At 47.4% G+C, this 12,692-nt stretch carries 8 protein-coding genes and 1 riboswitch; of the genes, 5 read left to right on the top strand and 3 right to left on the bottom strand.

Annotation, left to right across the window (positions count from 1 at the left end; genetic code table 11):
* Positions 1 to 44: 44 nt before the first annotated feature.
* Positions 45 to 296 (bottom strand): DUF2999 family protein, encoded by a 252-nt coding sequence (locus SHEWMR4_RS17660; protein ID WP_007650566.1) that lies wholly within the window; start codon positions 294 to 296, stop codon positions 45 to 47.
* 368 nt (positions 297 to 664) lie between these two features.
* Between SHEWMR4_RS17660 and katG the strand changes: the two genes are divergently transcribed.
* From katG to SHEWMR4_RS17640, 4 genes are all read left to right on the top strand, one after another.
* Complete coding sequence (gene katG, locus SHEWMR4_RS17655) at positions 665 to 2,884, top strand: catalase/peroxidase HPI (RefSeq protein ID WP_011624112.1); 2,220 nt, start codon at positions 665 to 667, stop codon at positions 2,882 to 2,884.
* A gap of 205 nt (positions 2,885 to 3,089) precedes the next feature.
* Positions 3,090 to 3,830 carry a hypothetical protein gene (locus tag SHEWMR4_RS17650; RefSeq protein WP_011624111.1) on the top strand — a complete coding sequence of 247 codons (741 nt, stop codon included), beginning with the start codon at positions 3,090 to 3,092 and terminating at the stop codon, positions 3,828 to 3,830.
* 96 nt (positions 3,831 to 3,926) lie between these two features.
* Positions 3,927 to 5,414 (top strand): ATP-binding cassette domain-containing protein, encoded by a 1,488-nt coding sequence (locus tag SHEWMR4_RS17645; protein ID WP_011624110.1) that lies wholly within the window; start codon positions 3,927 to 3,929, stop codon positions 5,412 to 5,414.
* A gap of 168 nt (positions 5,415 to 5,582) precedes the next feature.
* Positions 5,583 to 5,672: riboswitch (cyclic di-GMP riboswitch) on the top strand.
* A gap of 85 nt (positions 5,673 to 5,757) precedes the next feature.
* Positions 5,758 to 6,330 (top strand): hypothetical protein, encoded by a 573-nt coding sequence (locus SHEWMR4_RS17640; RefSeq protein WP_011624109.1) that lies wholly within the window; start codon positions 5,758 to 5,760, stop codon positions 6,328 to 6,330.
* Between the two features lie 145 nt (positions 6,331 to 6,475).
* Here the strand turns inward: SHEWMR4_RS17640 and SHEWMR4_RS17635 are convergent, their stop codons facing one another.
* On the bottom strand, positions 6,476 to 6,838 hold the full coding sequence (locus tag SHEWMR4_RS17635; RefSeq protein ID WP_011624108.1) for a thioredoxin family protein: 363 nt from the start codon (positions 6,836 to 6,838) through the stop codon (positions 6,476 to 6,478).
* 260 nt (positions 6,839 to 7,098) lie between these two features.
* Here SHEWMR4_RS17635 and SHEWMR4_RS21215 point away from each other — a divergent pair, with 260 nt between their 5' ends.
* Complete coding sequence (locus SHEWMR4_RS21215; RefSeq protein WP_011624107.1) at positions 7,099 to 12,015, top strand: S8 family peptidase; 4,917 nt, start codon at positions 7,099 to 7,101, stop codon at positions 12,013 to 12,015.
* Between the two features lie 102 nt (positions 12,016 to 12,117).
* Here SHEWMR4_RS21215 and SHEWMR4_RS17625 read toward each other — a convergent pair whose 3' ends face one another.
* Positions 12,118 to 12,675 (bottom strand): excalibur calcium-binding domain-containing protein, encoded by a 558-nt coding sequence (locus SHEWMR4_RS17625; RefSeq protein WP_011624106.1) that lies wholly within the window; start codon positions 12,673 to 12,675, stop codon positions 12,118 to 12,120.
* Between the last annotated feature and the right edge of the window lie 17 nt (positions 12,676 to 12,692).

Genomic DNA, 12,692 nt, shown 5'->3' with positions numbered 1-12,692 from the left:
AGCGAATTTCGCTTTACCTTTATAAGCCATTGGCTGGGCATAAATTACTTTTGCAGCTGCGCCTTGGCGGCTTCAACTTTGGCGAAATCGAGACCTAACTCGAGTACGGCTTCTTTGATTAATGCTGGGTTTTGCATTACCAACGCCATCAGTTGCTGCAGTTTTTCGGGCGGAATGCCGAGCTGGCCAATAATGCCCATCGCCATGAGAGGATTATCGGTTAATGCTTGAAAAAGCTCGTTAATTTTTGCATCAGTGACATTGTGTTCTTTTAAGATGGCAATAATGGGATTCATTGCAATACCTTGTCGAAGTTAACAGAAAACGGCGGCCATTTTATCACAGTTACGCCTAAGTGGTGGTACGGCCGTGAAGTAACGGCTTAATCGCTGTTTACTCCGATACCGCATGGATTGCCGTAAGTCGGAATTTTGATAATCCTTTCATAAATTAACAATTGTTAATCTATTTTGGCGATTCCAATCATCGATTTTAATCATTTCATATAGTTAGCTCGCATCACTACACTTTCTGGCATCGATTGTGGTGACGGTTTCATGCATTACCCGAGAATTACACAACGAGACATGGGGTTGAGCAGCAAACAAACGACACTCATCTGTGCAGGCAGATATGTCCTTACTAGAAGAAATAGGTAATCATCATGAAGAAAACTACTATTCCTACCTTGTCAGCGCTGACCTTAGCGATGTCGTTGGCATTTGGTGGGGCTGCTATCGCACAAGAGCAAGTCACGGGTAATCAATTTTGGTGGCCTGAACAGCTAAATTTAAGCCCGTTACGTCAAAATGCAGTTGAATCAAATCCTTATGGTAGCGACTACCACTACGCTGAAGCTTTTAAATCCTTAGATCTCGACGCCGTTAAAAAAGACATCAAAGCCCTGATGACTGAGTCTCAGGATTGGTGGCCAGCGGACTACGGTCATTATGGTCCTTTCTTTATTCGTATGGCGTGGCACAGCGCGGGTGTTTATCGGATTTTTGATGGCCGTGGTGGTGCCGCCGGTGGTCAGCAACGTTTCGAGCCATTAAACAGCTGGCCAGATAACGTGAACTTAGATAAGGCGCGTCGCCTGCTGTGGCCTATCAAACAAAAATACGGCAGCAAAATTTCGTGGGGCGACTTAATGGTGTTCACGGGTAACGTGGCGCTGGAGTCTATGGGCTTTAAAACCTTTGGTTTTGCCGGTGGTCGTGTCGACGACTGGGAAGCGGAACAGGTGAACTGGGGTTCAGAAAAAGCCTGGCTCGATAGCAAACGCCGCAATGAAAAGGGCGAACTGGCTAAGCCGATGGGCGCGACCCAAATGGGCTTAATTTACGTTAACCCAGAAGGCCCTAATGGTGTGCCAGATCCATTAGCCTCGGCGAAGGAAATTCGTGACACCTTTGGCCGTATGGCGATGAATGATGAAGAAACCGTTGCGTTGATCGCGGGTGGTCACACCTTTGGTAAGGCGCACGGCGCGCATGATCCCTCTAAATGTGTCGGTGCCGATCCCGCCGCCTCTGGTGTTGAGGCACAAGGTTTAGGCTGGAAAAACAAATGCGGCAAAGGCCACTCGGAAGACACTGTTACCAGTGGTTTAGAAGGGGCTTGGTCATCCAACCCAACCAAATGGACCATGGAATACTTAACTTGGCTGTATACCTTTGATTGGGTACAAACCAAGAGCCCAGCGGGCCATATTCAGTGGATACCTGCCGACGGTAAGGCCGCCAATCTGATCCCCGATGCGCATATTGCGGATAAGCGCCATGCGCCTATGATGTTCACCAGTGATATCGCGCTGAAGGAAGATCCTATTTACCGCGAGATCACGACCCGTTTCCTTAAAAATCCACAGGAGTTTGAGCTGGCCTTCGCTAAGGCATGGTTTAAGTTAACTCACCGCGATATGGGACCTAAGGCAAGATACTTAGGTGCCGATGTGCCAGCGGAAATGTTGATTTGGCAGGATCCAATTCCCGCCCTTGACCACCTTGTAATTGATAACGCCGATATCAAAGCCTTAGGTAACAAAATCTTGGCTTCTGGCTTAACGGTTCCCGAATTGGTGAGAACGGCATGGGCTTCGGCCAGCAGCTTCCGGGGTACCGATATGCGTGGTGGTGCAAACGGCGCGCGTATTCGTTTAGAGCCTATGATGAATTGGCAGGCGAACAATCCTAAAGAGTTAGCTAAGGTGCTGGCTAAATTGGAAAAAGTCCAAAAAGACTTCAACGGCTCACTGAAAGGTGGCAAGAAGGTTTCGCTGGCCGATGTGATTGTGCTCGGTGGTAGCGTGGCGGTAGAAAAGGCTGCGAAAGAGGCGGGTGTGGCTGTTTCTGTACCATTCACTCCAGGACGTATGGATGCGACTCAGGCACAAACCGATGTGTCATCCTTCGCGGTTCTTGAGCCAACGGCCGATGGTTTCCGTAACTACTACTCGAAGGACAGCAGCCATTCTCCCGCCGAGATGCTGATTGAACGTGCGAACATGCTTAATCTGACCGTACCGGAAATGACTGTACTGGTAGGTGGTCTGCGCGCCTTAGATGCCAACAGCGCTGGCGTGAAACACGGGGTGTTTACCGACAAACCTGGCACCTTAAGCAATGACTTCTTCGTTAACTTGCTCGATATGTCGACCAAGTGGAGCAAGTCAGAGAAGCAAGAAGGTATCTACGAAGGGCAAGATCGTAAGAGCGGTAAACTGAAATGGACCGCGACTCCCGTCGATTTAGTCTTCGGTTCGCACTCTGAATTGCGCGCCGTGTCTGAAGTGTACGGCGCCCAAGATGGACAAGACAGATTCGTGCAGGACTTTATCAAAGCCTGGAATAAGGTGATGAACGCCGATCGCTTCGATATCTAAGCGCCATTGACTCTGGGTTTTATCACCCGTGAGTTCAGCTCTCATAAGTCCATCCGTGCCCTGTGCATGGGTGGACTTTTCTCTTTCTATCCTCATTTAACTTGAAATGAGTTTTCGCTGAAGGCTTCGCTTGTTGGCCTTAGGCGTTTCCTTATGCCGCTTTGCCAAGTAGTATCGGGGGAAATCTCTTTGTAGCGAAACGAATATGCTCTCAACATCTCGCCTCTATTTAGCAAGGCCGCAGCGCCGCTCACGTAAGCCCTTTAATATGGGGATGCGGCAACAGGGTTTTACCGGTGTTCAAGTCTTGTTGATGATACTGGTGACCATAGTGCTTACCGTGGGGATTACCTTTTTTGTGGTTCGCAGTTATATCTTCCCTAAGCCGTTGACGCCTGTGAGTTTATCAACCAAAGAAGAGGCAAAGCTTGAGGATAAACTGAGTCAGCTAGGTTGGCAGCCAGAGCGCAAGGCCTCGGCTCATACCAAGGATTCGGCTCAGTCGTCCTCGAGTGACGATTTACAACCTGAGCCCTATCGCGAGCGGCCTGAAGATAGGCAAGTGAGTTTTAGCGAGCGCGAAGTCAATGCCATCATTGGCCGTAATCCCGACTTTGCACAGCGTATTGCCATTGATTTTTCAGATAATTTAGCCAGTGCCAAAATCCTAGTGCCGATCCCTCGGGACTTTCCTGTGATGGCGGGGGAGATTTTACGGGTGAATGCCGGACTCGATATCCATCTCGATGCTAATCGCCGCCCGAGTGTGTCTTTGGTGGGCGTTAGCTTGATGGGCGTGCCTATTCCTAATGCTTGGCTAGGCAATATGAAGAATGTCAATCTTGTCAGTGAGTTCGGCGACAGAGGCTTTTGGAATGCCTTTGCCGACGGCGTCGAAGATATTCAAATTCGCGAGGGCGAGTTGTATATCAAATTACGCCCCTGATCCCTGTTTGTATCTGCCCTTTGCATAAAGTCGAAGAGACAAAAACGATAACAGCTTGTTAGACTTGGATAAAAATCACCCCAAAGGACGTACTCAATGCAGCATCACACCACAGACTCTCAGGCGATAGCCGTTAAGGGATTACGCTACGGTCGCGGTAATGAACTGTTAGTGGTTGAAGATTGGCAGCTAATGCCTGCGCAGCATTGGGCGATTTTTGCGACCGACAGTTATAGCGGTTCATTGCTTGGGCGGATATTGGCTGGGGATATTGAGCCAGATGCGGGGCAAATTACGGGGCTGCCCGCGCGAATTGGCTGGGTGTCTCTCGGTTTGCAACAGGCGCTGCTGGAGCGGGAATTAGAAAAGGACGAACTCGATTACGGCTCGACGGTCGAGTCATTGGTGCAGGAATGCTGCCTAAATGATGCACACTTGGCGGCCATTTTACTGAAAGTTGAATTAACCCATTTAAAGCATCGTGGATTTCGGCAGTTATCGACCGGTGAAACCCGGCGGGTGATGTTAGCGCGGGCGCTGGCAACTGAGCCCAACTTGCTGATTTTAGATGACCCTTATGCAGGGCTGGATATCGAGCATCAACTCAGCCTGTCGCAGTTGCTGGTGGAGGTTGCCGAACATACGCAGCTGCTAATCATTACCTCACGCCAAGAAGAATTACCGCCCTGTATTAGCCATGTGGCGCTGTTTAATAGCGATATGCTCAAATCGGGTCAGCATGTGCATCAACTGAGCGCGCCCATGTCGATTGAGCAGTGGCATACACATCCTGTGATGGCGCAGCTTAATGCGCTTTCGGCCAGCCGCAGCGCCGAACTCTTGGCATTGATGGCGCGTCAACGCCACAATGCCGAGGCGTTCGACCCGATAGTCGACATTAAAAACGGCAAGGTCGAATATGTGAGCGGCTTGATTTTTAAAGGGGTGAATTGGCGGATTAGCGCGGGCCAGCATTGGCAAGTGCGAGGGCCCAATGGTTGTGGCAAGAGTACTCTGCTCGGACTGATTTTGGGCGACCATCCCCAGTGTTACAGCAATGACATTACCCTCTTTGGCCGACCCCGTGGTAGCGGCGAGAGTATTTGGCAGATTAAGCAACGGATTGGCATAGTATCGTCGGCATTGCATTTACAGTATCGCGTCAGTTGCTCGGCGCTCGATGTCTTATTGTCGGGTTTTTACGATTCCATCGGCCTGTATCACAAGCCCACTAAACCCCAATTGGATCTGGCCAAGGAATGGTTGGCGATTTTGCACATGAGTGAGTTTGCTAGCACGGGCTTTAAAAAACTGGATTACGGTCAACAGCGGCTATTGCTCATAGGCAGAGCCTTGATTAAACAGCCGTTATTATTGATTTTGGATGAGCCTTATCAAGGGCTCGACTTTATCAATCGCACCTTAGTGATGCGGGCTTTGGATATGATTGCCGAGCATCATCTAAGCCAATTGTTGTATGTCTCCCACCATAGGGAAGATGCCTTGCCTGCCATCAAAAACTTTGTCGATTTTATCAAGCAGGATGAAGGTTATTCGGTGGAGGTGAGTCGCAGTCCTGATTAGGGGGCTTAATCCCTGTTAGATGCGGATGATTAACAGCGGCTGGTTGCCATAAGCGTTAGTTATTCAACCGCTTAACGTCGAATAAATTTAATACTAAAGTTTGACGCCTTCATTTTTATCTATCATCTTATAGTAGGATTTTAAGCTTGGCTTATTTTCCTACGTCAACTGACGAACAGGCACACCCGTTGTGAAACGGGGTCGCAAAGCTTCGGATCTTATTGTACAGGCTGTTATTAAGATGGCTGAGTTGCCGAATCAGGTGAAAAACCTTGGCGATATGCAAACCCAATGCATGCGCTAACGGGATATGGATATTTGTTTTTTACCTTTCGGAGAATATATGAAATTTAAATCAACACTCGTAGCGTTAGCTACTTTAGTATTTGCTGGCTCAGTTAATGCCTCTGTTACCTATGATGAAAATGGTGTTGGGTTTGTGGGCAAAGGGGATATTCAATCGCTATTTGATTGGAATAATAGTCAATTACAGGACAATGCAAAATTTTTGCATTTTCAATTTATTACAACTGGCACTGTGACATGGAGATGTAAGAAAGCACATGCTAATGAGAATGCTGATGGCGAAGGCTTGTATGTGACTATGAGCAGTCAAACAACAATGCTCGGAGCGAATGCTTCAGTTGAGGCTCGTAAAAATGCACCTGCAAAAATCACTGGTTTCTATCTTAATGGAATTGACGGCTCATTGAGTGGAGAAACCTTAGGCGATCAGGATTGTTCTACTGTAGGTAAAGTTACTCCTAGCGGTAAAAAAGTTGAGAATGCTGTTGAGTATGTCTATGTTGAGAATTCGGCAAAATTCGAAGGTCTTGAAAGTCCATTATTGCAAGTTAGTTTCAGCCCATCTGACGAAATAGGTGCTGAGTGGTTTGATTTACCAGTCACTGAATAGGCAAGCTAGAGTCAGTTTATCTTCTATTGTAGTGGCTCATTAACCACAATCGAATTCGGAGTCTCGTTGTTAGGGACTCCTTATCATCAATACCAGCTCTTGTTGCTTTGTTCGATTGTTAGGACGGTATTCGATCCTAGATCACTCATTCTTCCTCAGTTTGTTCTTGCGATACTAATGAGTAAGGCCGCGCGATGGCGTGACGGATATCATTCAATGAAAACACCTTCGAGAAGCGCCCAAAGGTTTTGCCATAAAACACGGTTTCGACCACTGGTAGGCTAAAGACATGGTAGCTGGCGGCAATCTCGCCTTGAGCCTCACAGTCGATATACGCCAGCGCCATTTGGGGAAACTCCCTTGCAAGCATATCCGTAATCTGAGGCTTCAGTGCCTGACACACACCACAGCTTGGCGCGCCAAAGAGCAAAACTACCGCATGGTGTTGATTCAACAGTGAGTCGAGCATGGCTCGAGATTCAATTTGATGTACGGCTGGATGGCTCATTTACTCACTCTCTGACGTTTTTTTAATGCTGCAATTTTTTAACATTTAACCAGCGTTAGGGATGATAAACATCCCCATTTATCACTTAGTTAAACCTCAAGAAATAGGTGCTGTATTTTATTTAATACATTGTTTTACAAGTAGCATTTTGTAGCAAATGCCCTTATCGAATTGACGCCTTATGCACTAACGGCAATCATTCGCGATGTTGTAATTATGTTGCATTTAATGGCAGTTAATCGTGGATAAAAGGGAAGATAATGCTTACACACAATAAAGTCGCCGTGATGGTGGCGACCGCTTTATACGTTGGAAGCGGTATTGCTTCAACAAGCGCACTTAATACGGTCGAACCGTCTTCAGCATGGGGACCCGCACCTGCGGATTACGCGCCCAAACCATTAGCGGAAGACACTTTTACTTGGGAAAACCAAGTCAATAAAACAATTAAAAAACAACATGCAGTCTTCAATGCTGAAGCCGATATTCAAGGTGTTCACAAGTATATAGTACAACTTAGTGATGCTCCTATTTCGACCTATCAGGGTGGTGTCGGTCAGTTGGCCGCGACACAAACTACGGTTGCTAAGGCACGAAATACCAAAGCACCGCTCAACTTAAACCAGCCCCAGCTCAAAGCCTATAACAACTATCTGGCAGAAAAACGTGCTGCTGTTGTCTCACAAGCGCAAACATTACAGGGACTCGATTTAAAAGTCGGTCGTGAGTTTTCGGTTGCGCTTAACGGTTTTGTCACTGAAATGACGCAGGAGCAGGCGGCCAAACTGGCGAAGGTGCCCGGCGTTAAACGCATTACCCGTGAAAAAATCTACGAGCTTAAAACCTTTAGCACGCCAGACCAAACGGGGGCGACGAGTGTATGGAGCAACAGTGCGCTCAATAGCTCCAATATGGGTGAAGGTATGGTTGTCGGTGTTATCGATACCGGTATTAATGCCGACCATCCTTCATTTGCAGCCGTAGGTGGCGATGGTTACAAACATACCAACCCGCTCAATGGCAAATACTTAGGTGATTGTGCGGCTTCACCTGAGTACTGTAACGATAAGTTGATCGGGATTTATTCCTATCCAGAAATTACTAAGGCGTATACCGATCCGGTATTTAGCGAGACCCGTCCCGCAATCGGTTTGGATTATAACAGCCATGGTTCTCACGTCGCTGGTACTATTGCGGGTAACGTGATCAAAGACTTACCTCATACCATTACCGAATACACTCCAGACGGCAAAGGGATAGAAACGGGGTTAGTGTTACCGCAAGTGTCAGGTATGGCTCCCCACGCCAATATCATCGCCTATCAAGTCTGCTGGCCAGGTGGTTCGGGAGATCCTTATGCAGGTTGTCCAACGTCGGCCATCGTGGCGGCAATTGAACAATCTGCTATCGATAATGTTGACGTTATCAATGCTTCACTCGGTGGATTAGAAGAAGACCCATGGTCAGAGCCAATGGAACAAGCCTTCTTGAATGCGGCGGCATCGGGCGTATTTGTGGCCGTGGCTGCGGGTAACTCAGGTCCTGAGTTAATGACGGCCGACCATTCATCACCTTGGGTAACCACAGTAGCTGCTCATACTGCCGATCAAATTGTGACCTTCAAGGCTAATGGTGTAGAGAATCTGTCTGGCGGAGCAACCACAGCACCGATGAACATTATTGGTTCGACCAAAAACTTTCAGTCGGTGACAGGGTTAGTGGTAGATGCCAAAAACTTCAAAAACCCGAATGAGACTATCACTTCAAACATTAAGAACTGTGATAAGCCTTTCCCTGCTGGCACTTTCGATCTGGCTGATAATCCTGCGACTACCGATATCGATGAAAGTCAGCAAGATGTGATAGTGCTTTGTTCTCGTAGCTCTTTGCCCCTATTGAACAAGGCGGCCAACGTGCAGGCGGGTGGCGGCGAAGGTATTGTTATTGCTAGCCTTTCGCCAACTCAAGATAACAATCTTCCTGGCGTGCCTTATGCTATCCCTGGGACGTTAGTTAAGTACAGCGATGGTAATTTGCTGCGTACTTGGTTGGCCTCGGGTGCGGGTCATATGGCGACGCTAACGGCGGGCGGTGCTGAATTGAGTGCTGTTGATAAAGAGCGGGTGGCGAACTTCTCTGGCCGTGGCCCTTCTTATTTTGGTATCGATACCTTGCTTGTCGACATCGCTGCACCGGGAGTCGATATTTTTGCTCCTGCATCGGATGACCAACCATTCACCAAAAATCCGGTCACTGGACAATGGGCGACCTTATCCGGCACTTCAATGGCGAGTCCACATGTTGCGGGCGCAGCCACGATATTGCGCCAATCTCATCCTGACTGGACGCCAATGCAGGTGCAATCAGCCTTGATGATGACGGCATCCAATACGTTAACGAATGCGAGTTTTTTGGATAACTATTCAGACTACGGTGATGTATCTGCTCTACAGGATGCGGGCGCGGGTCGCATGCATGTAGAGTTAGCGGATAAAGTGGGCTTACTCCTCGATGAGTCAATGGACAACATGGCTGCAGCCAACCCCAATTTAGGCGGTCGTCCTAAGAATCTGAACACTGCGTATATGGTTGACACTAACTGTCCTAACGAGTGCTCATTTGTACGTACTTTTACCGCGACAGAGGATGGCCACTGGACCGTTGATAGCGAAACTTGGATGGGGAACTTCGATATTAGCGTTCAGCCAACAAGTTTTAGCATAAAGGCCGGAGAAACCCAGTCTTTAGTTATTAAAGCTAAGAACAAAAAGAACGTATCAGGTGCTATCTATTTGGATTACACGGGTAGTCAAGGGCAAGTGAGATTGGTCTCTGATAATCCAAACTCACCTGTGTTGGAACTTCCCGTGTGGACCTATGAAGGTGATTCAGGCTTACCGAATTACGTAAAAATTAATGCTCACCGTAAGTCGGCAACCTTGAATGTTGGTCCCTTTAATACCGCAGAAATTACTGATTTTACTGCGCGTAGTTATGGTTTAGCGAAGGGAGACGATAAGACCATTCACACCTATATAGATACAACCGGTGGCGATCCCTTCGACACTGTTGAAGTCGATGGTGTGCAAGTGAACCCCAACCATATCGAGTGGACCGAGGTGCCAGAAGGCACTAAGTTGCTTGCGGGTAGTGTTGTTGGTAATGATTATGGCCGAGTATTGGTCTTTATGGGGCAAGACTCAGACGGCGATGGTGTTCCATCAATGGATGAAACCTTATGTATGTCAACCAACTACAGCATTGCTAACTTCTGTACTATCAGTAACCCTCAGGCTGGACGTTATTTTACTGTCTATATGAACTTGGCGAGCCTCTCGTACGGGCAAGTGGACCAAGGTCGCGATATCAGTATCTCGACCGCTCTGGTAACTGGGGATGAGGGTAACTTAACGGTAAAAGCGCCTGCGCAGATCCCTGGTTACTCTGAGTATAAGCTCGAGTTAGCTTATCAACTGCCAGAAATGGAAGTTGGCAATACCTACTTCGGTGGTTTTGACATAGGTTCTAATGCCAATGATGCGGGTAACTTAGGTTTTGTGCCTGTGATTGTTAACCAAATCGATAAGGATGTGACCTTTACTGCGAGCCGTGAAACGGCAATTCCTGGTGAAGTGATTGAGTTCCAAGTCAATGTGATTGCCAACAATGAAGAGCAGGCCCGAGATTTTGCTTTGAACGCATCATTCCCTGATGCCATTCAAATTATCCCTGACAGCGTAGTCGCCTCACATGCAACGCCTGGTACGCCTGTATTAGAAAATAATGCCCTCAGCCTCACTGGCGTGCAGGAAACGACAAAAGACGTTGTGCGTAACTATAAGATCACTAACAACCAAAACGATCCTATGTGCTCATTGACGGCGGCTAAATCACCTTATCCTGGTTACCTTGAATTGAAGGAAAACCTTGGTTGGAAAACGCTAGAAGGTGTTGAAGGGGCTTACTATAACGAGTTCCAGTATAAGCTAAAGGACTTGATGAATAGTGAAGCGGATATTAGTTTCCCATTCTTTAACAAGTACTTTGTGGATACGATTAAACTCAACCCTGCAGGTTTAGTGACATTCAACACCGCACGTCGTACACCCGTGTCGCACGTTGAATTTCCATCCGGCACGCTTGGATTGTTACCTATGCCAGAATTTATTGTTGCACCATTCTGGACTGGGGATAACCGCATTCCAAAACGTTTCGACGCTGGTTATGGTCAATATCACCTTAACGCGGGTATCACCCCTACCTATACCATTGCTCGTGATTGGTTAGTGTTGGAGTGGGATAACGTTGAACGTGCGAATACTCCTGGCCAATTGGTTGATTTTGAAATGTTCTTACGTATGAACATCAACTATGAACCAGGTAACTATGAGATGTTGTTTGCCTATGACAATCTTCAAATGGTGGATGATAAGGGGTCTATCGGCTTCAAAGCGGCCGATGGTCGGATCATTGTCGATGGCGATACTCCGATGGATCTCAACCTAGGTGATTCGGTGGCATACAATAATTTAGGGTCAGTACTGAGCAATAAGTTTGTGGTTTGTATGGACTATACCGGTCCAGAAGAATCACAGTTTAACCTGCAGTTTAAGGCCTATGTATCTGAAAAAGCAGCGGGAACGACTCAAACTCTCAAAGTTGAAAACCACTTAGTGGGTGCCGACAGTGAAGTGCTTGAGTTGCAACTCGCCGTGGCTGGCAATATTCAGCTCGCAGCCATTGCCGATAAGATGGTTAAGGAAAATGAATCTATTAGCTTCGATGTGCTCTATTCGGATGAAAACCAAGTGAGCAATATGATTGAGGTGATGGGTGATAACTTTACAACAACCGTGAATGGTAACACTGTGACGTTAACGCCGACGGCTAACTTCCATGGCGAAACCCGAGTCACTGTTATGGTAAAAGATAGCGTGAACCCAGAAGATGCGGCATCGACCAGTTTCAACCTTGTTGTTGAGTCCGACGGTATTGAGTATGGCTGTACTAACAGCAGTGCGACTAACTATGATGCCTCAGCCAATACCGATGATGGCAGCTGTAAGTTGCCTGCGGTCATCGTTGAGCCTGAAGAGAAAAGTTCGGGCGGTGCTTTAGGCTGGTTAGCCTTAGGTTTACTCCCGTTAGCCTACAGAAGAAACCGTAAAACACATTAAAAGTTAGGATGAAACGCGAGCCAGGCGGCATTGACCACACCTAATTGCGTTACTTCAATCCATGTAAAAGCCCCTGTTGATTAACAGGGGCTTTTTATTTAGTTAATTGCTACACCATTGGCTTTCACAGGGGATGCCGTCTCGGTCACCATCCATTTGGGTATTCGGACAGTGATTGATGTAAAACGTCGCTTCGGCGCAAGAACTCATATGGCTGCAATGGGTTTTACCGGCCTCGCAGCGAAACTTAGCCTGAGGAGTCTCATACAACGGCATTTGTTCAATGTCAGCGTTAGTTAATACAGGGGTGGCATTAAACTCGGTATATTTCTTAAAACCAAATACCCCAATACCTAAGATTAACAACAGCGGCAGCAGCGTATTTGATAGGGAGCGACTCGGGGGATTCGCATTGCGTCGTGGGTTTTTACTTGTGTTCGCTAACACGGCGACGCCTTCGATAGAGGCCTTGATGGCCTTCACTTTGCCATCGTTTTGTATTTCGGTTCGATACAAAATACTATCGCCAACTTGGGGTTTTCTGGCCATGTGCTTCAGCACGGTAATATGGATAAAAACGTCTTTACCCTTTGAATCTTCTGGTTGAATAAACCCGAATCCTTTCTCATCGTTCCAACGAACTAAAATGCCTCTTTCCATGAGTTTGCTCTAAGTGC

It is taken from the genome of Shewanella sp. MR-4 (assembly GCF_000014685.1).
Lineage (GTDB): Bacteria > Pseudomonadota > Gammaproteobacteria > Enterobacterales > Shewanellaceae > Shewanella.
The sequence above is the reverse complement of the archived record's forward strand: the minus strand, read 5'-3'. Positions and strand labels throughout refer to the sequence as shown.